Genomic DNA, 26,328 nt, shown 5'->3' on the forward strand with positions numbered 1-26,328 from the left:
TTTATTTTGTGATTTTCTTTTTAAAATAAAGAACGTAACTCAAAATACCTTTAACGAATTGCTTCTGATGCAGCTGATGTTTGGCACAGTATCGGTATTGGGCCGCCGTTTTCGGTGCCAGCAGCGCATCATCCTTCCACGGTGAATGATCTTTTGCATTCAGGAAGCAGGCTGAAACCGGATAGTCTCCCCAGAGATGCCACGGTTTCGTGGGGCCGATGTAATGGATAAACACCGTTTTATCATTCACCGGCCTGACAACGGATTTTTTCAGTTCATAGTTGAGACTGTACTGCGTATTAAACTTCGGATCGATAAAGCGCGCTTTACCCACCAACAGCATGTTCAGGACATCCTGATCGAGGTGCGTTATCTTGCTGGTAACTTCCGGGTCCCGCAGCATTTCAATGGCTTTCTTCGATATCTCTTCGGCATTCCAGGCTGCGATATTAATGAGCAGGAAACCGGCATTGAAGTAACCTTCTGCCAGGCCTGGTGTATGCAGAGTTTCCGCTCTCTTACCCCACCAGGCGGTGTTCCCTTCCATGACTACAGCCGCGATCTCATTTTCAGTAAACTGCAAATCGATAAGCTCTTTAATACTTCCTTTGCAGCCGATATCCGCATCCAGGTATAAGACTTTTTTAGCTTTCCCTGCAAAATAGTCAGCAATAATGAAGCGAAAATAAGTCGCATAAGTCCAGTTCCTGGTACTCGGAAGTGATTTCAGGGCATCACAGTTGACCAGATAAATAACTATGCGCGCACAGTATTTCTGTGCAAGTTTCGAGAATTTATTACGAACATCTTCTGTCAAAAAATCAGTGAACACATGAAAAGTTAAACTAGTTCCCTGATTCGCTACAAGGATAGATGCGATTGAAATACCACAACCATAGAGAAAATTCTTATCAATCCCGTAGGATATATTGAAAGTTTCGCTAATATTATCAGATAAATAATTATAATCATTTACTGACAATATAACGTCTTTCTCATTGAAGTAAGTTGTTCTCATTAATTACTCATTCAATTCTGTGGAAATATCATCTATTGACATAAAAATTATCATCGGAGCAATTCTATAATTTACGTTTCGATAACTTAGAGACAATATATAAAATATAATACTTCAGACCTTCGAAATAGTTCCCTTGAGATACTTCATGCTTTGCTTTCAATCTAATCACACTGTATGAAGGTGATAGATATCGTTTACATAAAGACCATGGAGAGTTGTTAAAATAGGAATCAAAGCGTTTAGCTTGAAATATCTTATACCATGGTTTACTTGGGGTCACATAATGCATAATCAGAGTGCCATCTATATTTTTCTGCTCAACATCTTCGTTAACACTCAACGTTACTTTATTATTATATTTTGCATCGAGGTAAAGCAGTTTGTCATTTAATAGAATATTTAATACATCCTGATCTGCATATCGAAAAACCTTTCCACTATTAATCATTGTTAGCGCTTGCCCGGTGATATCACTACCCCTCCAGGCTTCAGTATTGATGAGCATAACGCCGGCATTAAAGTAACAATGAAAGTTAACATTATAACCGAGCTGTTCGACTCTATCTTTCATTTCCTGTGAGTCGGAAATCACCGCGGCGATGGCATTGCCAAAATCAACATGCATAAGTCCCGATATATCACCATGACAAATCACATCACAATCAAGATAAAGAATCGATTCTATTTCTTTATCGATTACCTCGGGAATTAAAAATCGTAAACATGTTGATAATGGAATACCTAAGACTAATGTATCAGAATTGATGTTGAAATTATCATCAATATAATAAACAGTTATTGATACATTACTTACTTTTAACTTTTTAAAAGAATCTACATCGGCATCAGTAATGCCTGTAGTAATAAGATGAAAATGTAAGTTCGTGTTCTTGTTATTTTCTATAATTGAAAATATAGCCACACCGGCAGGCATTGCAAAGTTATGGTCAAAACATAGCGCGATATGCAATGTCTTGTCCATTTCACTGTCATTGCTAAATAGTGCTTCCTGATGAGAGACAAAGTTATTACGATAGGCTGCAGTATTAATTTCTTGGTTCATCATTAATTTCTTGAATGGCTATCTTTAAAGTGATTTTCTTATTGTCCGCTCACGAATATATTCAGCTTTTTTCTCAGCGCGACTGATCAGATCTTTTTCCTGGATAAGAATCTCCCGCAGCGGCTTAGCAAAATAAACCTTCATAAAGCGGAAGATATCTCTCTGGGTCAAACCGATATTCATCGAAGAAAAATAGAGCCCAATCAGGTCCTTATCGCGCCAGCGCAGCGGCACGTGGCTGCGCATTTGTGCGCGATGCAGGTCGATAACCGAAATCTTCAGGTTCTCTTCGTGGCCATCAAACGGCAGATGCAGCAGGAAGTGGCAGATGTAGCAGTCTCGGTGATTAATCCCCGCCAGGTGCATCTTTCTCACCATCGTCGCGACACGGTTGATGATCATCCGTTTTACGCGCGGCTGCGGCGGATTGTTGACCCAATCTGCACAGTAATCTTCCAGACTGATGGTCGGGGTCAGATCTTCGGTGATGATAAACGACACTTTGCGCACCGGGTTCAGACCTTTTTCGCCATAACCCACACCGCACATGGTATCCACGCCGACATCGCGCAATTTATGAATCGCGTTCCACTCTCTGTCTGCGCCGAGCACCGGCATACGCAGGGAAAGCAGGTTTTTCACCACTTCTTTCATCGCGGTGCCGCGGTGCCACTTCAGGAAGTAGCTTTTCCCGGCCAGTTCAAAACGCAGCGTACGGCGCGTTTCCAGCTCTCTGAAAACTTCCCCCTGCAATTTTTTCACCTCTTCAAACGGATCTTTTCCGCGCCAGAGGGTCGCAAGAGGTTCTTTCAACTCAACCATGAACATCACCAATTATGATATCAGCCGCCTTCTCAGGCAGGCTGTAGAGATCCTGCGTATCCGCGTAATGGCGGGCATTTTCAGCCCATGCCTGGCGGAGTTGCGGATTCGTCAATGCATTGCGTAGCGCATCATTTAGCGCCGACTGCTTCCAGGGCTCACCCAGTACCTCGCCGCAGTTTGCCGCCGCGATGTAGTGCGCGTAGCCGCAAACTTCACTTACCAGCACCGGCAGCCCGCCGGTAATCGCCTCGAGCAGCACAATCCCGGCCGCTTCCTGATAGGCCGGATGCAGTAAAACATCGGCGGCGGCCATCAGTTCAGAGACGTCGTTACGCCCCGAGAAAAAGTGGACGTTCTCACGCACGCCTCGCTTTGTTGCCAGCGCCTCAAATCGCCCAGGTTTATCCTGACCCACAACATACAGCGTGGTTTTGCAGCGAAGGGCATCCGGTAACGCCGCGAGCGCTTCAATCGAGCGATCCACGCCTTTTCGGCTGAAATCGGAACCGACCTGAAGCAGCAGGAAATCGTGTTCGCCAATACCGTTTTTCGCGCGATAAACCGCGCGGGCGTCGGGAATTTGCTGACTATATTTACGATCCGGGTAAATCCCCGGCGGCAAAATATGAAAGCGCTCAGGTTCGGTTTGATAATGCTTCTGGAAATCGGCGATTTGCTTATTCGTCAGCATCAATAGTTGCGTTGGTTCGCCTTTCTCAAACGTGGCGCGTTCAAACGCCGCATAGTGACGATAGCGGGCCGTCAGGCGATAGAAAAAGCCTTTCTCCTGCGCCACTTTCTCGGCATAACAAACGTCGGCGGCGTAATACACATCCAGACCCGGCATTTTATTGAAACCAATAATACGATCCGCCGGATGCGCTTTCAGATGCGCCTGCACCCACGCGTAATACTCAGCGTTGCGCCCGTGGTTGGTCCGCGATTTCACCGGAACGGTGATCAGTTCAAACTCAGCCGGGCAGTCGCCCTGCCAGGATTGCGTATAAACGCGTACGTGATGACCGCGCGCCGCCACGGTTTGAGCAATGCGCAAAAAATCGCGCTGCAGGCCACCGAACGGAAAATATTTATAGAGACAGAAGGCGACAATCATAGCGCCTCTCCCGACGGCAACATTTTCTCCGTTGCCGCAATCACATCGGCAGCAGGAATAACGGACATATACTTTTTATTGCGATCGAGCTGCGAGCGCGGCGGCATCGCCTGATAATTCCCGGCCCAGAACTGAATAATGTCTTCGGTCCACGGACGCCAGAAAACATGGTCAGTCGCGCCAAACAGACAAATCACCGGCGTTTTTACCGCAGCGGCAATGTGACCGGGTGCCGAATCGACACCAATAAACAGTACGGCATGGTCGATTAACGCGCCCAGTTCGGGAAAGCGCGTTTTACCCGCAAGGCCCGTCACCGGGCGAGATGCACACTGTGCCGCGATATCTTCTACACAGGCGAGGTCTTCCGCGCCGGGCCCGGAGGTCAACACCACCTGATAGCCACGCTGCTGGAGCGAATCGATGACCTGCGCGAATTTATCGTTATCCCAGCACTTGAACGGCTGGCGCGCGGTCGGCTGAATGACGACATAGTTGTCACCCACTCCGAAAGCATCCAGTTGCTGTCGCATACGCTCCCAATGTTCCGGCGCATAGGGCATGGATGTTTCCTGACAGGTTTGGGTTAACCCCAGCGGTGCCAGCGCAGAAAGGTTGCGTAGCACGCAGTGTTCGCCCTGAAACGGCGCAAGATGGGTAAAGCTTTTTTTCCAGAATGCCGACTGGCGATGGGCGAAATCCTGGGAGATTTTGACATTGGCGTTCAACAAACGCACCAGCACCGCAATCATCCATTGATCGGTCAGATTGACAATCAGGTCATACTGATTCGCTCGCAGGGTTTTCACCAATCCGTAAAAATTCGCTATTTTCGCGGTTGCCGCTGTGCCTTTATTGCTGATGCCATATAACGCATTGATTTCCGGATTTTCCGAAATAATGGGGATCGTATCCTGATACAGCAGCATATCGATTTTCGCATCAGGGTAATTACGTTTCAGCGTGCTGATAACTGGCGTAGTCAGCAACATATCCCCATGAAAACGCATTTTAATAACCAGAATTCGGGTGAACGTTTTTTCCACAAGCGGCTCTTTATGATGATAATAACCAGTCGGAATTGAAAAAAAGGCACGCTACCGCCCCAGGCTCACAGTTACCTGAATACTGACGTCGTGCTCTAATTGCGGCTTAGTGTATCACTTATTCCTAAGCAAACCGAATTGAATATTTTTTAACCTTGCTTAAGTATATTCTCTGTTAAAACAATGAGTAATATGATTGCATAAGTGATTTTGTTTAAGGGCAAGACCGTTGGGTCGCACCGGAACAACCTCAATTAATCATATAAAAAAGCAAATATAGTTTAACGTTTAATGGCGCAAAGGCATTTTTCCCGCTAAATCAGCTCAAATCGGCAAAAATGATGGTAAAGGTTGGGCTAAATACTTAGAATCCTCAGCACATTCCTAAGCCAGCTGCGTACTATGCTCCAATTGCTCTACACATCACTCCTCTACCTTATTCAGCCTTTGATCTGGATACGGCTTTGGGTGCGTGGACGTAAAGCGCCGGCATACCGCAAACGTTGGGGCGAGCGCTACGGTTTTTATCGTAAGCCGCTGACGCCGGGCGGCATTATGCTGCACTCGGTTTCCGTCGGCGAAACGCTGGCCGCCATTCCGCTGGTGCGCGCACTGCGCCATCGCTATCCCGACCTGCCGATTACCGTGACCACTATGACGCCAACCGGCTCTGAGCGCGTCCTTTCCGCCTTCGGCAGCGACGTACAGCACGTTTATCTTCCTTACGATCTCCCGGACGCCATCAGCCGTTTTCTCGATAAAGTCGACCCCAAGCTGGTGCTGATCATGGAGACCGAGCTGTGGCCGAACCTGATTGCCGCACTGCATAAACGTAAAATCCCGCTGGTGATTGCCAACGCACGCCTGTCTGCGCGCTCTGCGGCGGGTTATGCCAAACTCGGCAAGTTTGTGCAGACGCTGTTGCGCCGTATAACGCTCATTGCCGCGCAAAACGAAGAAGACGGCGAACGGTTTATTGCGCTGGGTGCAAAACGCAATCAGCTCTCGGTTACCGGCAGCCTGAAGTTTGATATCTCCGTGACGCCACAGCTGGCGACGAAAGCCATTACCCTGCGCCGCCAGTGGGCGCCGCATCGGCCGGTATGGATTGCCACCAGCACGCACGAAGGCGAAGAGAGCATCATGCTGGAAGCGCATCAGCAACTGCTGAAAACCTTCCCCGACCTGCTGTTGATTCTGGTCCCGCGCCATCCGGAACGTTTCCCGGACACCATCAATCTGGTGCGCCAGGCAGGTTTAAGCTTTATCACTCGCTCCTCTGGCGAAGTTCCTTCGGCGGGCACCCAGGTTGTGGTGGGCGACACGATGGGCGAACTGATGCTGCTTTACGGTATTGCAGACCTCGCTTTTGTGGGCGGATCGCTGGTTGAGCGTGGTGGTCATAACCCGCTGGAAGCGGCGGCGCACGCCATTCCGGTGCTCATGGGGCCACACACGTTCAACTTTAAAGACATCTGCGCGCGTCTCGATCAGGCCAGCGGTCTGATCACGGTGACCGACGCCGCGTCGCTGGCGAAAGAGATTTCCTCTTTACTGACCGACGAAGATTATCGTAACTTCTACGGTCGACACGCAGTTGAAGTGCTCTACCAAAACCAGGGCGCGTTACAGCGCATGCTGCAACTGCTGGAACCTTATCTGCCACCCAGAGCGCACTGAGGCTGTCATGCAAAAACGGGCGATTTATCCAGGCACGTTCGATCCCATCACTAACGGACATATCGATATCATTACCCGCGCGAGCAAAATGTTCGATCGGGTGATTCTGGCAATTGCCGCCAGCCCCAGCAAGAAACCGATGTTTGATCTCAATGAACGCGTCGCGCTGGCACAACAGGCGATTGCGCATCTGGATAACGTAGAAGTTGTCGGTTTCAGCGATTTGATGGCCAACTTTGCTCGCGATCGGCAGGCCACTATTTTGATTCGCGGCCTGCGTGCGGTGGCGGATTTTGAATATGAAATGCAGCTGGCGCACATGAACCGTCATCTGATGCCGGCACTGGAAAGCGTGTTTTTGATGCCGTCAAAAGAGTGGTCGTTTATCTCCTCTTCTTTAGTCAAAGAGGTGGCGCGTCATCAGGGCGATGTCACCGACTTTCTGCCGCCTAACGTCCATCAGGCGTTAATGGAAAAACTCAAATAGCCGTTTGCCGGATGACGTCATCCGGCTCGCAACCCACTCATTTCTGACACTGACGACAATAAAATGTCGCGCGCTGTGCGTGTTTGGTGGCGATAATCGGCGTTCCGCAAACCCGACACGACTCTCCCTTGCGACCGTACACCTGCAACTCCTGGGCAAAGTAGCCCGGCTTACCATCGCTTTGCAGAAAGTCTTTCAGAGTGGTTCCGCCCTGTTCAATCGAACGCAACAAGACCGCCTTAATGGTGCTTACCAGCAGCGTGCACTCCTGCGGCGACAGCGACGAGGCGAGTCGGTCAGGATGAATCCCCGCCGCAAACAGCGATTCACTGGCATAGATGTTCCCCACCCCAACGACCAGCTTGTTATCCATTAGCCAGGGCTTAATCGCCGTTTTCTTCTTCGCGCACCTCTGTTGCAGGTACTCTGCGTTGAATTCGTCGCTCAGCGGCTCAGGACCGAGATGCGCCAGTACGTTGTGCCCTTCCAGCTCTTTGGTCCATAACCAGGCGCCAAAGCGGCGTGGGTCCGTATATCGCAGCACTTTGCCGTTGCTCATCACCAGGTCAACGTGGTCGTGTTTCTCTGCCGGGAGTTCTTCCGTCAATATGCGCAGGCTACCCGACATACCAAGGTGGATGATAATCCAGCCATCCGGCAGCTCCAGCAGCAGATATTTGGCGCGACGCTGGACGCTGAGAACGGGTTTGTCGCTCAGGCGGTGAATTTCATCGGAGACGGGCCAGCGCAGGCGTCCGTTGCGGATAATCGCATACTGGATGGTTGCGCCAACCAGATGCGGTTCAATCCCGCGGCGGCTGGTTTCAACTTCGGGTAATTCAGGCATAGCGTCTCCGACTGTTTAACTGATGTCTTCAATATGGGGACGGCCAGAAAACAAAAAACCCCGCCGAGGCGAGGTTTTTCGTGACATCGAATCTAAAATTATTTGATTTTAGCTTCTTTGTACAGAACGTGCTGACGGACAACTGGATCGAATTTTTTCAGTTCCAGTTTTTCCGGTTTAGTACGTTTGTTCTTCGTGGTGGTATAGAAGTGACCAGTACCAGCAGAAGAAACCAGCTTGATTTTCTCACGAATACCTTTAGCCATGATTTATTTCCTCTAAGTACTTAGTACTTTTCGCCACGGGCACGCAGTTCAGAAAGAACTGTATCAATGCCTTTTTTATCGATTACACGCATACCTTTAGCAGATACGCGCAGGGTGACAAAACGCTTCTCGCTCTCAACCCAGAAACGGTGAGAGTGCAGGTTCGGCAGGAAACGGCGTTTAGTCGCGTTCAGTGCGTGGGAACGGTTGTTACCGGTCACCGGACGCTTGCCAGTAACTTGGCAGACTCGGGACATGTCTATTCTCCAAAAATCAAATTAGCTCGAGCTTCGTATGGGGTATCGGCGCCTCGTCAGGCTTTACAGCCCGGTCATCGCATAGTTCTAAGTGAACTCTCGATTGCCAGGCCCAAATGCCAAACCCGAGATTCTCAAAGGTGGCGTAGTATACGCTGACCCGGCGTTATGCTCAAGTCCCGAACAGACAAAGATCCCGGTGGATCGCGTAATAATCGGCTAAATCCAGCCGCGTTCGGCAAAAGAGACATACTCACCACGCCCAATAACGAGGTGGTCAAGGACGCGTATATCCATGAATTGGCATGATTTTACCACCCTTTCGGTGATAAGTCTGTCTGATTTACTGGGTTCAGCACTTCCTGAAGGATGATTATGCGCCAGGATCACCGCCGCAGCGTTCACTTTGATGGCTTCTCGTACAATTTCGCGCGGATGCACTTCCACGTGGCTGAGTGTGCCGGCAAAAAGTCGGCTGTGTTTCAGCACCCGATTCTGGTTGTCGAGAAAGATCACGATAAAGATCTCGCGCATTTCGTCGCTGAGCTGACTTTGCAAAAATTCACGCGTCATCTCCGGGCTGAGTAACGCATTCTTCGCCAGTACCCGCAGGCTAAAATAGCGCCGCGCCAGCTCAGCAATGCCTTTTAGCTGCGCACACTTCGCCAGCCCCATACCGTATTGTTCGGTGATTTCCTGCTCCGAAGCCGAAAGCAGCTCATACAGCGAGCCAAAATGATGCAGTAAATCACGCGACCAGGTCATGACGTCTTTGTCCCGCGTGCCGGTGCGCAAAAACAGCGCCAGCAACTCCACATCGGACAGTGATTCGATGCCCATTTTCTGCATTTTTTCGCGCGGCATCAGCGTATCTGAGCTATCCATATCTCCTCCTCCCTGACAATGTTCGCCATCCTGCCACAGCAAAGCGCGGCCTGCGCGGGTCACTTTTTACTCTTGCGTAGCCCCTCGCAAAGTGGATACTCCCTAACCGCACGACCCCGAAAATATTGTGATAAAATCCCACTTTCAGATGAACTCGACAGGAAAGAATCATGATGAGCCTGGCCGGAAAAAAAATTGTTCTCGGCGTGAGCGGCGGTATCGCGGCCTATAAAGCCCCCGAACTGGTGCGCCGTTTGCGCGACCGTGGCGCCGAAGTGCGCGTTGCCATGACCGAGGCGGCGAAAGCTTTCATCACCCCGCTAAGCCTGCAAGCCGTCTCCGGTTATCCGGTATCCGACAGCCTGCTCGACCCGGCGGCAGAAGCGGCAATGGGCCACATCGAGCTGGGAAAATGGGCGGATCTCGTGATTCTCGCCCCCGCCACGGCGGATCTCATCGCTCGCGTAGCGGCCGGTATGGCTAACGACCTGGTTTCCACCATTTGCCTGGCGACGCCATCGCCGGTTGCCGTAGTGCCCGCGATGAATCAACAGATGTATCGTGCGGCAGCCACGCAGCATAACCTGTCAGTTCTGGCATCTCGTGACCTGCTTATCTGGGGCCCGGACAGCGGAAGCCAGGCCTGTGGCGATATCGGTCCAGGCCGCATGCTCGACCCGTTAACCATCGTCGATATGGCTGCGGCGCATTTTTCGCCTGTCAAAGATCTGCAACATCTGAACATCATGATTACGGCGGGCCCCACCCGCGAGCCGTTAGATCCCGTTCGCTATATCAGCAATCACAGCTCCGGCAAGATGGGCTTTGCTATTGCGGAGGCTGCCGCTCAGCGCGGCGCAAATGTCACCCTGGTGAGCGGTCCGGTGTCGCTCGCAACGCCCGCTTTTGTGCAGCGCATTGACGTGACAACCGCGCAGGAAATGGACGCAGCCGTGCAGGCTGGCGCGCAAAAGCAGCATATTTTCATTGGCTGTGCCGCCGTCGCAGATTATCGAGCCGCCATCATTGCCGATGAAAAAATTAAAAAGCAGGACACGCAGGGCGATGAATTTATTATCAAAATGGTGAAAAACCCGGACATCGTGGCAGGCGTTGCAGCGCTGAAAACGCACCGCCCTTACGTCGTCGGATTTGCCGCCGAAACGAATAATGTGGAAGAATATGCGCGGCAAAAACGCGCCCGCAAAAACCTCGATCTGATCTGCGCTAACGATGTATCACAGGCAAATCAAGGCTTTAATAGCGATAACAATGCATTACACCTTTTCTGGCAGGACGGCGATAAACGCTTACCGTTAAGCAGCAAAGCGCTGCTGGGCCAACTTTTACTGAACGAGATCGTTACCCGTTATGATGAAAAAAATCGACGTTAAGATTCTGGACCCACGTATTGGTCAGGAATTCCCGCTGCCGACCTATGCAACCCCTGGCTCTGCCGGGCTTGATTTGCGTGCCTGCCTTGATAGCGCAATCGTGCTGGAACCGGGTCAAACGACACTGCTGCCGACCGGTCTGGCGATTCACATCGCCGATCCTTCTCTGGCGGCGATGATGCTGCCGCGCTCGGGTCTGGGCCATAAACACGGTATCGTTCTGGGCAACCTGGTCGGTCTTATTGATTCTGATTATCAGGGGCAACTGATGGTCTCTATCTGGAACCGTGGGCAAACCACCTTCACCATCGAACCTGGTGAACGCGTCGCACAAATGATTATTGTCCCGGTCGTGCAGGCCGAGTTTAATCTGGTTGAAGATTTCGATGCCACCGAACGTGGCGAAGGCGGCTTCGGCCACTCCGGGCGTCAGTAACCGGTCCTGTCTCTGTCCGGCTTCATGCGGGGCAGAGACATTTAAACGCATCCCACAGCGTCATAATGCAATAACATCACTGCAAATTCGGATTTGCGGTCACTGTGTGGATGTCTGCCTGACGAGCATTTATTTTCAGGGGTATTTTAGAACATGGCAGAAAAGCAAACTGCGAAACGGAATCGTCGCGAAGAAATACTTCAATCTCTGGCGCTGATGCTTGAATCCAGTGATGGTAGCCAACGCATTACCACGGCAAAACTGGCAGCTTCAGTTGGCGTTTCCGAAGCGGCGCTCTATCGTCACTTTCCCAGCAAAACACGCATGTTCGATAGCCTTATCGAGTTTATCGAAGATAGCCTGATTACCCGCATCAACCTGATTTTAAAAGATGAAAAGGACACCACCGCGCGTCTGCGCCTGATTGTTCTGCTGATCCTCGGGTTTGGTGAGCGTAATCCTGGCCTGACTCGAATTCTCACCGGACACGCGTTGATGTTCGAGCAGGACCGCCTGCAGGGGCGCATCAATCAGCTTTTTGAACGCATTGAAGCCCAGCTGCGTCAGGTGCTGCGCGAGCGAAAAATGCGTGAAGGTGAAGGCTACGAGACGGATGAAACCCTGCTGGCAAGCCAGCTGCTCGCCTTCTGTGAAGGAATGCTCTCTCGCTTTGTCCGCAGCGAATTCAAATATCGCCCCACCGACGATTTTGACGCCCGCTGGCCGCTCATGGCCACGCAGCTTCGCTAACGTGTCTCAGGCAGAGCAATCTGCCTTATCATTTGCTGCACATCATGTAGCGCCTGCCTGAACGCGCGATCGTCCGGGTTAATCTGTAGCAGCCAGGCTATTTTCCCCTGCAAACGCTGAAGATAACGCAGCGCCGATTCTGTCGGCTGTCCGCTGCGGCTAAGGTGCGACGCAACACCAAATTTCCGGCAGAAATGCACTTCCTGACGCAACAATCGCCGCTGTTCGCGGGAAAGTTGCAGCTTTTCGTTCACCACGATACCCGTCACCGTCTGTTGTTTATGCGCGGGTATCTGCGCTGTTTTGCGTTGATTCAGCCGTAACCCCCTTTCAGCCAACAGCGCAGCGACTTTAATGCGCACCTGCCGGGCGGAAAACTCGCCGGAAAAGGTCATATCGTCGCAGTAACGCGTGTAGGCAATGTGGCGCTCCTGGCACCAGCGACCCATCCGTTCATCAAAACTCCGCATGACCAGGTTCGAGATCGCCGGCGAGGTGGCCGCCCCCTGCGGTAACGCATCGCGATAACAACAAAGGTGGGTCAGCATCGTCACCACCGCGTTGGGTAATGTGGTCTGCCGGAAAACCCGCCACACCTGTAACCCACTGATATTGTCGAAAAAACCTTCAATGTCGAGCTTCAGAATCTGCGATTGAGAAAGGTGAGGCCGCGCGTTGTGCACCACAGTACTGCCGGGGCGATAAGCCGTTGCAAAGGGGGAAACAGGGAAATGCGCGAGGACGTTCTTCAGGATATTACGCTGCACCGTTTTCAACAAATAATCGGGCGCCAGGATCTGCCGCTCGCCACCGTCGCGCTTCGACAACACGATAGCCCGGTAATGCTTCGACGTGCTGTTGCTGAGTGCATACAGCCTGCGTATCTCCTCGTTCGCGCTCCAGCCCGGAGAGCTAAATAAGTCCAGCGCCAGAAGGCAAACCCGGGTCGCATCCATTCAACGCTCCACATCGCTGAGAAAAGTGGGTGCCAACAGCGGCGATACTCGAAAACCATCCCGAAGGCGTGGAAATGTACTTCGCGCGACAGCGCGCGCACGTGAAACGTGCCGAGGTACAATGGAACGACTTTGGGTATATGAGTGAACTGCGGGCGTTAAGTCGGCGACTCGCCGACCCTTCTGGATAACTCCAGAAACGCTATCGCCACTGCTGACAAAGAAAGCATAGCATGGGCATTGCGGGGAAAACTATTCGGCACATCACGCTGCGGGCGGATACCCGCAGCGTGATGGATCAGACGCCGTACGCTTCGCGATAGGCGCGAACGGCGGCAAGATGCTCCGCCATTTCTGGTTTTTCTTCCAGATACGCAATCAGGTCTTTCAGGGTGATGATGGAGATAACTTTGCAACCGTAGTCGCGCTCCACTTCCTGAATCGCCGAAATCTCGCCACGGCCACGTTCCTGACGATCGAGAGAGATCAGCACACCAGCAAGCGTTGCGCCGTTGGCCTGAATGATTTCCATTGATTCACGGATCGCCGTTCCGGCGGTGATCACATCATCCACCAGCATCACACGCCCCTGGAGCGGGCTACCTACCAGGCTGCCGCCCTCGCCGTGATCTTTCGCTTCTTTGCGGTTAAAGCAGTACGGCAGATCGCGGTCGTGATGTTCCGCCAGAGCAACCGCGGTGGTGGTGGCAATTGGAATACCTTTGTAGGCCGGGCCAAACAGCAGGTCGAAATCAATCGCGGAATCGACCAACGCTTCGGCATAGAAGCGGCCTAACAACGCCAGATCGCGCCCGGTATTAAACAGCCCGGCGTTGAAGAAATAGGGGCTCTTGCGCCCGGATTTCAGCGTAAATTCGCCAAACTTCAGTACCTGCTTGCTAAGCGCAAATTCAATAAACTGGCGCTGATACGGTTTCATGGATTCGCTCCTTACTTACTTTTCTACGGACAAAAAAAAGGCGACTCATCAGTCGCCTTAATAATCAATTTTCCAGCGCCGCCTTCTGCGTCGCTACAATGGATTCGATACCCCCTCGGGCCAACGCCAGCAAGGTAAGTAGCTCTTCGTGGCTGAACGGTTCGCCTTCTGCGGTGCCCTGCACCTCAATCATGCGACCATCTTCCATCATTACTACGTTCATGTCGGTTTCTGCTGCCGAGTCTTCAACATATTCAAGGTCGCATACTGCTTCACCACCAACAATCCCGACGGAAACCGCGGCCACCATCCCTTTCATTGGGTTGGTTTTCAGTTTACCGGCAGCGACCAGCTTGTTCAGCGCATCGGCCAGTGCCACACAAGCGCCGGTGATAGACGCAGTACGGGTGCCGCCATCGGCCTGGATTACGTCGCAGTCGAGGGTAATGGTGAACTCGCCCAGTGCTTTCAGATCAACCGCCGCACGCAGCGCTCGCGCGATCAGACGCTGAATTTCCATGGTACGGCCGCCCTGCTTGCCCTTCGCCGCTTCACGCGCGTTACGGGTGTGCGTGGCGCGCGGCAGCATGCCATATTCTGCGGTGATCCAACCCTGGCCCTGACCTTTCAGGAAACGTGGCACGCTCTCTTCAACAGAGGCGGTGCACAGGACTTTGGTTTCACCGAATTCGACGAGCACGGAGCCTTCAGCGTGTTTTGTGTAATTACGGGTCAGGGTGACGGGACGCACCTGGTTAGCGCTACGGCCTGCTGGACGCATGATAAAATCTCCGGCTTGAAACGAATGTGGCTGCGCATTATACGGACTTCCGGCGGTTATTCCTATCCTGGCAGGTGAGGGATAGCTATAATCCCTCCATCACTCCTTTAAAAACAGGAACGTCTATGATCCGCAGTATGACCGCCTACGCCCGCCATGAAATCAAGGGCCAGTGGGGCAGCGCCGCCTGGGAACTGCGCTCAGTGAACCAGCGTTATCTTGAAACCTATTTCCGTCTGCCGGAACAGTTCCGCAGCCTGGAACCGGTGGTCCGCGAACGTCTGCGCACGCGTCTGACGCGCGGTAAAGTCGAATGCACCCTGCGTTTTGAGCCTGACGCCAGCGCGCAGGGCGAGCTGATCCTCAACGAGAAACTGGCTAAACAGCTGGTTAACGCGGCAAACTGGGTCAAAATGCAGAGCGATGAAGGCGAGATTAACCCGGTCGATATTCTGCGCTGGCCAGGCGTGATGGCAGCACAGGAACAGGATCTGGACGCCATTACCACTGAAATTCTTTCGGCGCTGGATAAAGCCCTCGATTCCTTCATCATCGCCCGTGAAACGGAAGGTCAGGCGCTGAAAGCGCTGATCGAGCAGCGACTGGAAGGCGTCAGCAATGAAGTCGCCAAAGTGCGCGCCCACATGCCGGAAATTCTGCAATGGCAGCGTGAACGCCTGGTCGCCAAACTGGAAGATGCCGAAGTTCAGCTGGAAAATAACCGCCTCGAGCAAGAACTGGTGCTGATGGCGCAGCGCATCGACGTTGCCGAAGAGCTCGACCGTCTGGAAGCGCACGTTAAAGAAACCTATAACATCCTGAAGAAGAAAGAGGCCGTGGGCCGTCGTCTCGACTTTATGATGCAGGAATTTAACCGCGAGTCGAATACCCTGGCGTCGAAATCCATCAATGCGGAAGTAACGAATTCTGCAATTGAGCTTAAAGTTCTGATCGAGCAAATGCGCGAGCAGATTCAGAATATCGAGTAAACTATCAGCAAGATTCAAGACGACGCATAAATCACATCAAGCCCGCAAACCAGCGGGCTTTTTTGTTATCATGGGCTATCATAACGACGCAACAAAGCGCATGATTGCCGTGTACACCTGGGTGTACCTACGGCGTTAGGTGTACTCAACTAGGTGTACACCCCTTATTAAACTTTTGGATATTCGCAAAATGCCAAAACTTACAGACATGCAGATCCGCGCATGGATAAAGGCCGGGGAGCGATTCGAGGGGCGATCTGATGGTAACGGGCTTTATCTTTCATACCGCGAAAACTACCAGACCCCCGTCTGGCGATTCCGCTATAAATTCGCTGGGAAACCCCGCGCAATGATGATCGGCTCATATGCTGAGCTATCACTATCAAAAGCCAGAGAGACAGCCAAAGAGCTATCGGCGCGTGTTGCGCTGGGTTATGACGTCGCGGGAGAGAAGCAGGAACGGAAAGCCGAAGCGCTGGCGAAGATGGAAGCAGAGAGAAACGCCATGCGCGTTTCAGAACTTGCCGCTGAATACTTTGAGCGTCAGATCCTGCCGCGCTGGAAGCACCCCGATATACTCCGCCGCCGTATCGACAAAGATATAAACCCCTGCATTGGCAGCATGAAGGTAGAGGACGTGAAGCCGCGCCATATCGACGACATGCTGAAAGGTATTGTTGACCGTGGAGCGCCGACCATAGCAACGGACGTGCTGAGATGGACACGCCGCATATTCGATTATGGGATTAAACGACACGCGCTGGAGATAAACCCCTGTTCTGCGTTTGAGGTTGCCGACGCTGGAGGGAAAGAGGTTGCCCGTGACCGATGGTTAACCCGTGAAGAACTGATCAGGCTGTTTCAGGCCATGCGTATGGCGAAGGGATTCAGCCGCCAGAACGAGCTTACCTTCAAGCTACTACTGACCTTATGCGTGCGTAAGATGGAATTGTGCGCTGCCCGCTGGGAAGAGTTCGACCTAGACCGGGCAATCTGGCACTTACCCGAAGAACGCAGCAAAAACGGCGATGCTATCGACATACCGTTACCCCCACCAGCAGTTGCATGGCTACGGGAGCTTCACACGTTCTCATGCAATACAGCATGGGTGCTGCCAGCCAGAAAGATGCAAAGCCGGATGATTCCCCATATTCAGGAAAGTACCCTGCCCGTTGCGCTGGCAAAGGTTCGCCATGAAATGCCGGACGTTCCTAACTTCACCATTCACGACTTCCGACGCACTGCCCGCACCCATTTAGCCGCGCTGGGCGTTGATCCGGTAGTCGCAGAAAGATGCCTCAACCACAAAATTAAAGGCGTGGAGGGTATCTATAACCGTCACCAGTATTTTGACGAACGGCGGGCAGCGCTGGCGCAGTGGTGTGATTTGCTGGTGGCACTGGAGAAGGGTGAGGATTACAACGTTACGCCATTTGACTTAGAGCGAAGGAAAGTATGAAAGATATCCTTAGAAAATCACCAATTGAAAGGCTTTGTGTATCTGTCTCAATAACCCCACAAGAGATGGCCTTAGCTCTTGCTGGGCTAAACCCTTTGACCAGAATAAGTGATGTTCCTGAAGAATATTATGATTACGTTGACCATACGAGAAGGGCAATTGCTAGAGCATTAAAGGTGTACAGAGATAAAAAGATATCTACAGATGAAGCATGTAACGCACTAGATATTCTTTTAGCCGCTTTCCCATTTGTGGAAGAGAGCACGCCAGAAATAATCACCCAAAAAGTGACTGAGGCTATCGACGATTTACGCGGAACCAAAGGATGGGAAGAGAAAGCCCGTAATTTAGGCGGCCTACATCTTGTGAACTACATTAAAGAGACGAACCGAAGCGGACGTGGGCAACACCGCAAACAGGATGAAGAAGACGGAACAATGAAAATGATGGGCCTACTTATCCAGTTACTGGTAAAAAAAACTGGCGCATCTTCATACATTAACTCAGGGAAACCGAATGTAACGGCTATCTATAAGGATGTGATCGATTTATTGGACTCAGAACGCATTTCCAAAAAAGGCATTAGTAGGGCAGCTTTTGCGGCAAAGGCCAGGCAGGCTCTCTTAGCTTTACACAATCCTGAGTAAAAATAAGCTGTACCTTAATAAATTGCATGCGCTCATTAGGGGCGCAAGCTCATATATTCGTTTTTCACTCTACTGGCATTACCTCGCCTTACCCGAGGTTACCACGACATAAATTCACCTTAGTTCATCTTAAAACGTCTCATTATAGTTCGTGGGAAGCCGTCTCATTCCGTCCCATTCTGTACCTTTTAACAATGATTGATTTCGCGTTGATGCGTGCTGTTATGCGTCGTTGCGTGTCGTTAAGTGCGGTTCACTGACACTCATATAACATCACTGCTATTAACCAGCGTTCAAAAAAACACTCCAAATCAATACATAACTAAAGATGCAAACACATGCCAAAACTTCGAAAAAGATGCAAAAACATGAGAAATCATAAATTTATGATTTGTGATAAGTCCTTGTTTATAAGCGTAACAGCAACCCATTCACCAAAGGCAATCTTTTAATGGAATATTAATCTTTCAAAAGAAATATCGTTTCTTTCAAAAGAATCCATTTTCACTGGAATAACTGGATAAATAGTCACTAAACTGCCCATAACTTCACCAGCTATCACGGGAGTTAATGAGCACATGACAGCACATCAAGCAGCACAATCAGCACTTCCCACCACTGGCTATATTCGCCGCTTCCGTATGCCGGAATTGCTGGGCGTTTCCATGCCTACTATTGATCGCTGGGTGAAGAACGGCACACTGCCGCGCCCGGTGAAACTCACCGATAACGTGACCGCCTTTGATGCGGTAGAGATTAATAACTGGCTGGCAGAACGTCGCGGGAAGGTGGCGTAATGGAAAAGAAAAACCGCCCCGTACAGCAGGCGGCTAACATAGATATTCGCGGATCTGATGTTACGCCACCAGCGCCCACCACACAAGCGCCACGCCGCACACCGAAGAAGCACCGCGCCCGCGTCTACATGCTACGCACTGGCGTAGAGGGATGGACAGAAAACGACATTCTTCGCTATTGCCGCCTTTCGTCCGGGCGTAATTATGCGTCTGAACTGGAGCGCCAGCTTGATATTCAACTGGAGCGTATCGACGAGAAAAACCCGGATGGTATCGGCGCACACCTGCGCTACCGCTTTTCCTGCCGTGGCGATGTTCTCAAGGTGATCCAGCTTGTGAACCATAACGCCGCAATTAATGAACATCACGGGTTATCTCAGCAGGATATTACCGACATTCTGAACCTCTACCCGGACGCGTTTAACGCCGCATAACGGAGCCGAAAATATGACTATCGAAAAAAGCCGATTCAATTCGGAGGCCGCCCCACAATCCAACGCTTGCCAGGGCGAACATAGCAATAATGACTTTGCCGCGATTGTTCCCGTTATTTCCGGTCAAATTGGCGGGCGTGAGGCCAGTATTGTTAGCGCTAAGGCACTGCATAAAGCGCTCGGAGTAGGTAACGACTTTTCAACCTGGATCAAACTACGCATTGATGAATATGGCTTTAGCCTGAGTGCTGATTACGTGGTTTTTGATTCCTCAGATTTCAGGAATCAAAGTTCAAATTTTGAACAGGGTAGCCCCGGATGGGTGACAAAGCGTGGCGGCGACCGTCGCAGTAAAGATTATGGCCTTTCTCTGGGAATGGCTAAAGAACTGGCAATGGTTGAGCGAAACGAACAAGGTCGCGCCGTTCGCCGTTACTTTATTCAGTGTGAAGAAGCCCTACAGCGCAGCGTGCCAGAGATTGCCGCTCAGTATCGCCGCCAGCTCAAAGCCCGTATCGGTGCCGCCAACCTGTTTAAACCGATGTGCGTAGCACTGGAAAGCGCCCGCGCAGAACAGGGTAAACAGACGCAGGCTCGCCACTACAGCAACGAGAGTAATATGATCGCCCGCATTGTTTTGGGTGGCATGACGGCGAAGCAGTGGGCGCAGGCGAATAGCATTATTGGCGAACCACGGGACAGCATGAACGCCGGGCAACTGGAGCACCTTACCTATCTGGAGAGTACCAACATTACGCTGATTGATATGGGCATGGGATATGACCAGCGTAAAGCCGAACTAATCCGCCTTTCTCAGCGCTGGTTAGCTAAGCATTTGGGGGCTAATCATGCTTAATGCCGCCGTCCAGAATAAAGTCTTTCCCTTGGCTGACCTGATATACGCCTTACGCGGGATCGCACATACGTGTGAGGGTAAAGCTGGCATAACAGTGCCAGCTAATGCCAGCTCCTCATTTTCTCGTCGTGGTGACGAGGAGAGTTTCGAGACCAGTACGCGCGCGAAGATTTTTGCGGGGTCACTACGCGAGGAAGATTTTTCCAACATCACAACACGAGGCGGGAAGATTTTTCTGACATCACCACTAGATGCAGGGAATTTATGCAACAGTACGCGCACGCGCGAAGGTGAGTTTCTGGAGTCCATAAAAAAGGGCTTGCTGACTATCGCCAACCCGGTTTATGGTTATAGCGCACCAGCAAAATCTGGTGCCGGGATTGGCGTCCCGATAACCTGTATAGTGCCGACACGCACTAAGCGTGTTTTTTTGTCGGCAAAATTCCTGCGCACCCAAATTATGGTGGGCTGGATGAGGCTTCCGAAAGGAAGGCCGGTGTCTATACAGGCCGGTTACGCCAACCTTGTTCAGCTCACCACCAGTCTGAGATTGGCGTCTCTTGGTGGTGAATTCAAAATTCACTGTATAGAGGCTGCCATCATGGCTACTACCCCTACCCAAAATTCTCAATTTATCTGGTTAATCGCAGCCGTTCGCCGCGATATGCCGACAATTACCGCCAAAATCCATCACATTGCTGCTGAAACTGAGCGCGAAGCCCGCCGCACTCTGGCGCGGGATCACGTCTGTTTCTTTGCAGGCCGCATCCGTCTGGAGGTGGCAGCATGAGCCAGTTACCTGACCAGATTGAGGAAGCAACAGCAGTAAGTAACCGCATTCGTGCCGCGCTGGGTTGCGGTGAAATCACCGAACTACACACCCCGGAGAATGTTTCACGCGCCCGCCTTTTGCGTGTACGTGCTGGCCTTTGCCATGTGCTGACGGAGATTATGCCCGGAATAACAGCGAGTGCGGAACGTGACGAGCTGTATGCGTGGTTGTTTGAGATTCACTCCGTGACAAGAGCTGAAGAGTGCCAGGCGAGACTGGAGGCGGACAAATGAAACAGTTCCGAATTACCGCAACCTGTTTTGATGGTTCAGGAGCGTCGATCCCGGTCACATGGTACGGCAATGCCGTCAGTTCGAGTGATGCCAAATTGCAAATGACCCACGAAGCACAGCGCAACGGCTGGAGCGTTGGGGCAATTATTTGTGTACAGCAGCGAAAAATCAGCAAGAGCATAGAGGTGGTGGCATGAATTATCGCGCAGAAGCCACACCGCACGGCGTCAATATCATGACCCGCAATGATGCCGGAATGTATGAGCATGTTTGCCTTGTTCCCTATTCAGACGCGGTAACTCATCTCGATAGCGGCAGGTATGACGAAATCCCCGATGAAGGATTTGCCCTGCATTTGGCAGTGGCTGACGGCGGGGCGCGTGGCTGGTTCGACTTCACCGCGCAGCATAACGTCACTATGTGGCGCTGGCTGATTGCTGCGACGTTCGTTTCTGAGATGAAGCGCGAGAACGGCACCACCTCCGTCACTGAACCTGACGGCACATCATCGCAGGTGGCGATTTACTCCAATGGTAATGCGGGCATGGTGATTTATCCGTTTGCTGAACGGCTGGCGATGGCAAACAACATCGAGGGCGCACTGATTGAACGCTACGGCACTGAGCAGGGGACGGAGAACGCCATTGTGTTCTATCAGGCCATGCTGGATACGGAGCGCGGAGAGCTGACCCCGTTCGGACGTGAAACGCTGGCAGAGCTACATGATGGATTCATTGCTGATCTGGATGAAAACGGCTGGCCTGAAATGCCAGCGGCGCACTGAGGGAGGTAACACGAATGCGTAATATCGACCTTATCCGCGAAGTGACCACCGCCGCCGCTGGTAACTGGCCTTATGTGCTGGCTGGCCTGTCTATCGACGTGCCTGATTCATCACGCCGTCATGCCCCCTGCCCTGCATGTGGCGGTACGGATCGCTTCCGGTTCGACGACAACGGTCGCGGTAGCTTTATCTGTAACCAATGCGGCGCGGGCGACGGCTTAGACCTGATTAAGAAGGTGAACAACTGCGACACCACAGAGGCGGCACAGCTTGCCGCTGATGTGCTGGGTATTGATTACCGGGCAGCGCAAACCGACCCGGCGGCAGCGAGCCAGAGAAGGGAGCAACTGGAAGCTGACCGCCAGCAGCGTGAGCAGGAGCGCCAGCAACAGGCAGCAGACGACGCAGAGCAGCGAAGGGCTACGTTTGCCCGTCTGTATGCCGGAATGCGCCAGAGTGTCGCACAGGGCGAATCTGAATATCTGATGGCTAAGGGGCTGGACGGATTCACTTTCCCGCTATTGCCTGATGGTTCAGTCCTGCTTGAGCTGGTGGATGAGTCCGGCGCAGTGGCAGCCGCACAGACCATCACCCCACAGGGAGAAAAGCGCCTCCTGACAGGTTCAGCAAAGCGCGGGGCATACCATGCCGTAAACGCGGCAGAATCGCCGCAGAGCGTTTTAATTGCCGAGGGGCTGGCTACCGCCCTGTCCGTTCACCTGATGCGCCATGACGCGCTCACAGTGGCGGCAATTGACGCCGGGAACCTGATCCACGTTGCCGGAGTAATGCGCCGGAAATACCCGCAGTCGCAAATTATTATCGCCGCAGATAACGACCACCCTACAGCAGCCTCCGAAACCGGAGCCACCAACATCGGGAAGGAGGCCGCAGAGAAAGCAGCTTTATCCGTGGCTGGCTGGGTATCGCTGCCACCGACTGACAGCAAAGCTGACTGGAACGACTACCACCAGCAACACGGGCTGGAAGTCGCTACGGCTGCGATTAACGATTCGATGTACCAGCCGCAGGGGGAATGCGTGAAACCACAACTACAGGCCATTGAGGGCGGTAAAACTGACCAGCCAGAGAAAGACCCGCTAAAACCCCGCATTGAGAGCCGCAAAGATGGCGTTTTCTGGGTGACTCCGAAGGTGGACAAGGAAAGCGGGAAGGTTATCAACGCTGAAAGCTGGCTGGCCTCACCGATGGAGGTTATCGGTACGGGACGCGACGACAAAGATCAGTATCTTATTATCTCATGGCTGGCATTCGGCGCAGGCATACCGACAACAGCAGCTATCCCGCTGGCTGATATTGGCGAGCGTGAAGGCTGGCGTACCCTGAAAGCGGGCGGCGTCAACGTCACCACGAAAAACAGTTTACGGGCGATTCTTGCAGACTGGCTACAGCGGAGCGGCTCGCGTGAATTGTGGCGCGTTGCTCATGCTACAGGCTGGCAGTGCGGGGCATACATCATGCCGGACGGGGAGATTATCGGCGCACCTGCACAACCCGTTTTATTCAGTGGCCGCAGTTCTGCCGCTGCCGGGTACACCGTGGCGGGAACCTCAGAGAGCTGGCGTAAGAGTGTTGCGCGTCTGGCATACGGTAACTACGCGATGATGACAGGCATTGCCGCCGCACTTGCAGCACCGTTAATCGGGCTGGCTGGCGCTGACGGATTCGGCATTCACTTCTATGAGCAATCGAGCGCGGGTAAAACCACCACAGCAAACGTTGCCAGCAGTCTGTACGGCAACCCGGACTTGCTACGCCTGACGTGGTACGGCACGGCGCTGGGGCTGGCGAACGAAGCCGCCGCACACAATGACGGGCTGATGCCACTGGATGAAGTCGGACAGGGCGCAGACCCGATAAGCGTTTCTCAGTCTGCCTATGCCCTGTTTAATGGCGTTGGGAAATTGCAGGGGGCGAAGGAAGGGGGAAACCGGGATTTAAAACGCTGGCGCACCGTGGCGATCAGTACCGGGGAAATGGACTTAGAAACCTTCATCGCCACCGCCGGACGCAAGACCAAAGCCGGGCAACTGGTGCGCCTGCTGAATATCCCGCTGAGTAAGGCGGTGCGCTTCCACGACCACCAGAACGGCAAACAGCACGCCGACGCGCTGAAAGACGCTTACCAGCACCATCACGGCGCTGCCGGGCGGGAGTGGATCGGGTGGCTGGCAGACCACCAGCAGCAGGCCATTGATACCGTTCGTGACTGTGAAACCCGCTGGCGCAGCCTTATTCCTGCTGACTATGGCGAGCAGGTACACCGCGTGGCCGCACGTTTTGCCATTCTGGAGGCGGCTTTATTGCTGGGTGAGGTTGTTACCGGATGGGACGATCAGACGTGCCGTGATGCGATACAGCACAGCTACAATGCCTGGCTGCGCGAGTTCGGCACGGGCAACAAAGAGCACCAGCAGATAATTGAGCAGACGGAGGCGTTTTTGAATGCTCATGGCCTGAGCCGCTACGCGCCGCTGGGTTATGACCCCCGTGATTTACCGATCCGTGATTTAGCCGGGTACAGGAAGAAGGGGAACCACGACAGCGACCCGATAATTTTTTACACCTTCCCGGCGACCTTCGAGCAGGAGATCGCACGGGGATTCAATGCCAGGCAGTTTGCCGAAGTTCTCAAGAATGCAGGAATGCTAACACCACCAACGAGCGGGCGAGGTTATCAGGGACGTGTGCGCGAGGATGGCAGGCAAATCCGCGTTTATGTGCTCAACTTCATGGCAGAGGAAACCAGCCAGCCAGAGGAGTGATCTTTTTTCACATACGTAGTTTTAGTGTTGTCTCAGTTGTCTTTGTTGTCTCAATTTGTAAATTTAATTGATTTATAAGGATTTTATTTCATTTTCTGAGACAACAGCGAGACAACATTTAGCTGTTTTGAGACAACATAGTGAAAGTGTGATTTTTTGCCTGGCTGGCAGTGAGACAACATTGACCCTGCGTGAGACAACACAAAACCATCAATGTTGTCTCAGCAAAACCCAGACGTGGCGCGGCCTGTAGCGCCGTGAGACAACAAAGACAACTGAGACAACACTATTTCTGCTTACTATGAAAAAAAATCGGCAGGTGTCTCACGTTAAGAAATCGTTATTAGCAAAACTAATAATCCAGTGAGGAGAAAATGACAGCACATATTTCAGCATACGGGCGGCTGGTGGCAGATCCCCAGACCAGCACCACAACGAACGGTAACAACATGGCTATGGCGCGGATGGCGGTGTCGCTCCCCTGTAATGCGGCAGAGGCGGGAGAGTCAACCTTCTGGCTGGGCGTTATTGCTTTTGGGAAGCAGGCCGATGCGCTGGCAAAGCACCAGAAAGGCGACCTTGTGAGCGTGGCAGGCAATATGCAACTCAACCAGTGGACAGGGCAGGACGGCGGTACACAGCAGGGGTATCAGGTAGTAGCCGACAGTGTGATCAGCGCCAGAACGGTACGCCCCGGCGGGAAGGCAGGACAGCAGGGACAGGCAACGGACGCGCTGAGACGTGCGCAGCAGCCATCCCGTGATGAATACGACCAGCGCCCACCATTCGACGATGAAACGCCATTATGAGGGAGATAAGCATGGTCAACGATAGTAAAGCAGAGGCTCTGGAAGCAAAGGGGCTGTATCGCAGGGCTGCGACGCGCTGGCAGGAAGTCATGATGCTTTGTGCTGAGGACGATGATCGGGAATGGGTAAAGCAGCGACGTGATACGTGTCTGACGAACGTGAAGCGCCCGCCAGTGAAAACCGATGATTACGGCGATCTGCATAAAGCAGTCACTGAGACACAACACCGCATGGGAATTGCCAGACCGAACGGCGAAGCATTCAGGCTGAAGGGCAAGGCTGTTTAGGCAATGGTAATGGAACGGGAAGCCAGTAAGTACGGGCTGTTTCCCGTTTAGCAAAACGCTGGTAGGCTTTATTCACATTTACATTGGGGGATAAGGACATGAAGGGGATTTGGGCTATATGCGCTATCGCTCTGACGCTTACTGGCTGCGGTGAGAAGACCGATGAACAATTAATAAAGAGTGCGCAAGAAGCTGTAAAAAAAGAACTAACGAGTAAATATAAGCCGGGCGAATGTGATAACTGGACATTCATGGCTTCCGGCGGTGCGGTCTCGAAGAGAGCGGCAATAGCCGTGTGCGATGATAACTTCAATGTCAGCAAGGGCCTCACGTTTTCTGACGTTAAGGTATATCGCCATGAAAGTGGGGGGGCGGTCTGCGGTATTGTTTCAGGCCACACAGACATTAGCCGTATTGGCGCTAGGTTTGTTTATCAGGATGGTGACAGCGAAAGCGTGGCAATAAAAAAATCAAAACATCCTATGCGTGAGCAGGAGAAAGACTCCAAAAGCCTTGAGCTTATTAAACTAGAAAACAAACTATTCGAATCGTGGTCAACCCTATGCCAGTAACGAAGAACCCCGCTCAGTCGGGGTTTTTTATTGTCTACGCATTAATAAATTCGATCGTGAGCATTAAATAATCATTTCAAAATACGCAATATAGC

The 26,328-nt window shown here is 52.2% G+C and carries 31 protein-coding genes; 19 read left to right on the top strand and 12 right to left on the bottom strand.

Going from position 1 to position 26,328, the window contains the following annotated elements:
- Position 1: 1 nt before the first annotated feature.
- The 5 genes from waaO to rfaQ all read right to left on the bottom strand — a co-directional run bounded on the left by waaO (position 2) and on the right by rfaQ (position 5,069).
- Entirely contained in the window at positions 2-1,018 is a 1,017-nt protein-coding gene (gene waaO / locus AC1MKH_RS23760) for a lipopolysaccharide 3-alpha-galactosyltransferase (RefSeq protein WP_276219111.1), read from the bottom strand.
- 64 nt (positions 1,019-1,082) lie between these two features.
- A complete protein-coding gene (locus AC1MKH_RS23765; protein ID WP_276219113.1) occupies positions 1,083-2,087 on the bottom strand; it encodes a glycosyltransferase family 8 protein in 1,005 nt (334 codons plus the stop codon).
- Positions 2,088-2,108: 21 nt separating this feature from the next.
- Positions 2,109-2,906 (bottom strand): lipopolysaccharide core heptose(I) kinase RfaP, encoded by a 798-nt coding sequence (gene rfaP, locus AC1MKH_RS23770; RefSeq protein ID WP_276219115.1) that lies wholly within the window; start codon positions 2,904-2,906, stop codon positions 2,109-2,111.
- Complete coding sequence (locus tag AC1MKH_RS23775; RefSeq protein WP_276219117.1) at positions 2,899-4,023, bottom strand: glycosyltransferase family 4 protein; 1,125 nt, start codon at positions 4,021-4,023, stop codon at positions 2,899-2,901. The genes rfaP and AC1MKH_RS23775 overlap by 8 nt, the downstream gene beginning before the upstream one ends.
- Positions 4,020-5,069 carry a lipopolysaccharide core heptosyltransferase RfaQ gene (gene rfaQ / locus AC1MKH_RS23780; protein ID WP_276219119.1) on the bottom strand — a complete coding sequence of 350 codons (1,050 nt, stop codon included), beginning with the start codon at positions 5,067-5,069 and terminating at the stop codon, positions 4,020-4,022. Before rfaQ ends, AC1MKH_RS23775 begins: the two co-directional genes overlap by 4 nt.
- Positions 5,070-5,471: 402 nt before the next feature.
- Between rfaQ and waaA the strand changes: the two genes are divergently transcribed.
- Positions 5,472-6,749, top strand: coding sequence for a lipid IV(A) 3-deoxy-D-manno-octulosonic acid transferase (waaA, locus tag AC1MKH_RS23785; RefSeq protein ID WP_231825904.1), 1,278 nt, complete (start codon positions 5,472-5,474; stop codon positions 6,747-6,749).
- Positions 6,750-6,756: 7 nt separating this feature from the next.
- Complete coding sequence (coaD, locus tag AC1MKH_RS23790; RefSeq protein WP_276219122.1) at positions 6,757-7,236, top strand: pantetheine-phosphate adenylyltransferase; 480 nt, start codon at positions 6,757-6,759, stop codon at positions 7,234-7,236.
- A 37-nt stretch (positions 7,237-7,273) separates the two neighbouring features.
- Here the strand turns inward: coaD and mutM are convergent, their stop codons facing one another.
- The 4 genes from mutM to radC all read right to left on the bottom strand — a co-directional run bounded on the left by mutM (position 7,274) and on the right by radC (position 9,491).
- A complete protein-coding gene (gene mutM, locus AC1MKH_RS23795; RefSeq protein ID WP_276219124.1) occupies positions 7,274-8,083 on the bottom strand; it encodes a bifunctional DNA-formamidopyrimidine glycosylase/DNA-(apurinic or apyrimidinic site) lyase in 810 nt (269 codons plus the stop codon).
- Positions 8,084-8,181: 98 nt separating this feature from the next.
- Complete coding sequence (gene rpmG / locus AC1MKH_RS23800; protein ID WP_003024094.1) at positions 8,182-8,349, bottom strand: 50S ribosomal protein L33; 168 nt, start codon at positions 8,347-8,349, stop codon at positions 8,182-8,184.
- Between the two features lie 20 nt (positions 8,350-8,369).
- Positions 8,370-8,606: a 50S ribosomal protein L28 gene (gene rpmB / locus AC1MKH_RS23805; RefSeq protein WP_002436699.1), complete on the bottom strand. Its 237-nt coding sequence runs from the start codon at positions 8,604-8,606 to the stop codon at positions 8,370-8,372.
- Positions 8,607-8,825: 219 nt separating this feature from the next.
- Entirely contained in the window at positions 8,826-9,491 is a 666-nt protein-coding gene (gene radC / locus AC1MKH_RS23810; protein ID WP_276219128.1) for a RadC family protein, read from the bottom strand.
- Positions 9,492-9,664: 173 nt separating this feature from the next.
- Between radC and coaBC the strand changes: the two genes are divergently transcribed.
- The 3 genes from coaBC to slmA all read left to right on the top strand — a co-directional run bounded on the left by coaBC (position 9,665) and on the right by slmA (position 12,071).
- Positions 9,665-10,885, top strand: coding sequence for a bifunctional phosphopantothenoylcysteine decarboxylase/phosphopantothenate--cysteine ligase CoaBC (gene coaBC, locus AC1MKH_RS23815; protein WP_108476561.1), 1,221 nt, complete (start codon positions 9,665-9,667; stop codon positions 10,883-10,885).
- On the top strand, positions 10,863-11,321 hold the full coding sequence (gene dut / locus AC1MKH_RS23820) for a dUTP diphosphatase (protein ID WP_015962466.1): 459 nt from the start codon (positions 10,863-10,865) through the stop codon (positions 11,319-11,321). The genes coaBC and dut overlap by 23 nt, the downstream gene beginning before the upstream one ends.
- A gap of 153 nt (positions 11,322-11,474) precedes the next feature.
- Complete coding sequence (gene slmA / locus AC1MKH_RS23825; protein WP_108476537.1) at positions 11,475-12,071, top strand: nucleoid occlusion factor SlmA; 597 nt, start codon at positions 11,475-11,477, stop codon at positions 12,069-12,071.
- On the opposite strand, the gene AC1MKH_RS23830 is transcribed toward slmA, so the two are convergent.
- From AC1MKH_RS23830 to rph, 3 genes are all read right to left on the bottom strand, one after another.
- On the bottom strand, positions 12,068-13,027 hold the full coding sequence (locus AC1MKH_RS23830) for a reverse transcriptase family protein (protein WP_276219133.1): 960 nt from the start codon (positions 13,025-13,027) through the stop codon (positions 12,068-12,070). The genes slmA and AC1MKH_RS23830 overlap by 4 nt on opposite strands.
- 298 nt (positions 13,028-13,325) lie before the next feature.
- Complete coding sequence (pyrE, locus tag AC1MKH_RS23835) at positions 13,326-13,967, bottom strand: orotate phosphoribosyltransferase (protein WP_015962462.1); 642 nt, start codon at positions 13,965-13,967, stop codon at positions 13,326-13,328.
- Positions 13,968-14,031: 64 nt separating this feature from the next.
- Complete coding sequence (gene rph / locus AC1MKH_RS23840; protein WP_276219136.1) at positions 14,032-14,748, bottom strand: ribonuclease PH; 717 nt, start codon at positions 14,746-14,748, stop codon at positions 14,032-14,034.
- Between the two features lie 125 nt (positions 14,749-14,873).
- On the opposite strand from rph, the gene AC1MKH_RS23845 reads away from it, so the two are divergent.
- From AC1MKH_RS23845 to AC1MKH_RS23910, 14 genes are all read left to right on the top strand, one after another.
- Entirely contained in the window at positions 14,874-15,737 is an 864-nt protein-coding gene (locus AC1MKH_RS23845; protein WP_276219138.1) for a YicC/YloC family endoribonuclease, read from the top strand.
- A 190-nt stretch (positions 15,738-15,927) separates the two neighbouring features.
- Positions 15,928-17,196 carry a tyrosine-type recombinase/integrase gene (locus AC1MKH_RS23850; RefSeq protein WP_327621824.1) on the top strand — a complete coding sequence of 423 codons (1,269 nt, stop codon included), beginning with the start codon at positions 15,928-15,930 and terminating at the stop codon, positions 17,194-17,196.
- Positions 17,193-17,843: a hypothetical protein gene (locus AC1MKH_RS23855; RefSeq protein ID WP_210943555.1), complete on the top strand. Its 651-nt coding sequence runs from the start codon at positions 17,193-17,195 to the stop codon at positions 17,841-17,843. Before AC1MKH_RS23850 ends, AC1MKH_RS23855 begins: the two co-directional genes overlap by 4 nt.
- Before the next feature lie 578 nt (positions 17,844-18,421).
- Complete coding sequence (locus tag AC1MKH_RS23860) at positions 18,422-18,640, top strand: helix-turn-helix transcriptional regulator (RefSeq protein ID WP_045620576.1); 219 nt, start codon at positions 18,422-18,424, stop codon at positions 18,638-18,640.
- Positions 18,640-19,074: a hypothetical protein gene (locus tag AC1MKH_RS23865; protein WP_327621823.1), complete on the top strand. Its 435-nt coding sequence runs from the start codon at positions 18,640-18,642 to the stop codon at positions 19,072-19,074. Before AC1MKH_RS23860 ends, AC1MKH_RS23865 begins: the two co-directional genes overlap by 1 nt.
- A 13-nt stretch (positions 19,075-19,087) precedes the next feature.
- Positions 19,088-19,930 (top strand): antA/AntB antirepressor family protein, encoded by an 843-nt coding sequence (locus tag AC1MKH_RS23870; protein ID WP_327621822.1) that lies wholly within the window; start codon positions 19,088-19,090, stop codon positions 19,928-19,930.
- Complete coding sequence (locus AC1MKH_RS23875; protein WP_327621821.1) at positions 19,923-20,720, top strand: host cell division inhibitor Icd-like protein; 798 nt, start codon at positions 19,923-19,925, stop codon at positions 20,718-20,720. Before AC1MKH_RS23870 ends, AC1MKH_RS23875 begins: the two co-directional genes overlap by 8 nt.
- Positions 20,717-20,995: a hypothetical protein gene (locus AC1MKH_RS23880; RefSeq protein ID WP_252074797.1), complete on the top strand. Its 279-nt coding sequence runs from the start codon at positions 20,717-20,719 to the stop codon at positions 20,993-20,995. The genes AC1MKH_RS23875 and AC1MKH_RS23880 overlap by 4 nt, the downstream gene beginning before the upstream one ends.
- A complete protein-coding gene (locus AC1MKH_RS23885; protein WP_213720911.1) occupies positions 20,992-21,192 on the top strand; it encodes a hypothetical protein in 201 nt (66 codons plus the stop codon). Before AC1MKH_RS23880 ends, AC1MKH_RS23885 begins: the two co-directional genes overlap by 4 nt.
- Positions 21,189-21,779 (top strand): hypothetical protein, encoded by a 591-nt coding sequence (locus AC1MKH_RS23890; protein ID WP_327621820.1) that lies wholly within the window; start codon positions 21,189-21,191, stop codon positions 21,777-21,779. The genes AC1MKH_RS23885 and AC1MKH_RS23890 overlap by 4 nt, the downstream gene beginning before the upstream one ends.
- A 14-nt stretch (positions 21,780-21,793) precedes the next feature.
- Positions 21,794-24,565, top strand: coding sequence for a DUF927 domain-containing protein (locus tag AC1MKH_RS23895; RefSeq protein ID WP_327621819.1), 2,772 nt, complete (start codon positions 21,794-21,796; stop codon positions 24,563-24,565).
- A 374-nt stretch (positions 24,566-24,939) separates the two neighbouring features.
- A complete protein-coding gene (locus AC1MKH_RS23900; protein WP_327621818.1) occupies positions 24,940-25,374 on the top strand; it encodes a single-stranded DNA-binding protein in 435 nt (144 codons plus the stop codon).
- An 11-nt stretch (positions 25,375-25,385) separates the two neighbouring features.
- Positions 25,386-25,661, top strand: a complete 276-nt coding sequence (locus tag AC1MKH_RS23905; protein WP_000245846.1) for a PerC family transcriptional regulator — start codon at positions 25,386-25,388, stop codon at positions 25,659-25,661.
- A 98-nt stretch (positions 25,662-25,759) separates the two neighbouring features.
- The gene (locus tag AC1MKH_RS23910) at positions 25,760-26,233 is read left to right on the top strand and encodes a hypothetical protein (protein WP_327621817.1); all 474 of its coding nucleotides are present in this window, start codon (positions 25,760-25,762) and stop codon (positions 26,231-26,233) included.
- The last annotated feature ends 95 nt before the right edge of the window (positions 26,234-26,328 follow it).

It is taken from the genome of Pseudocitrobacter sp. CD920760, assembly GCF_057782505.1.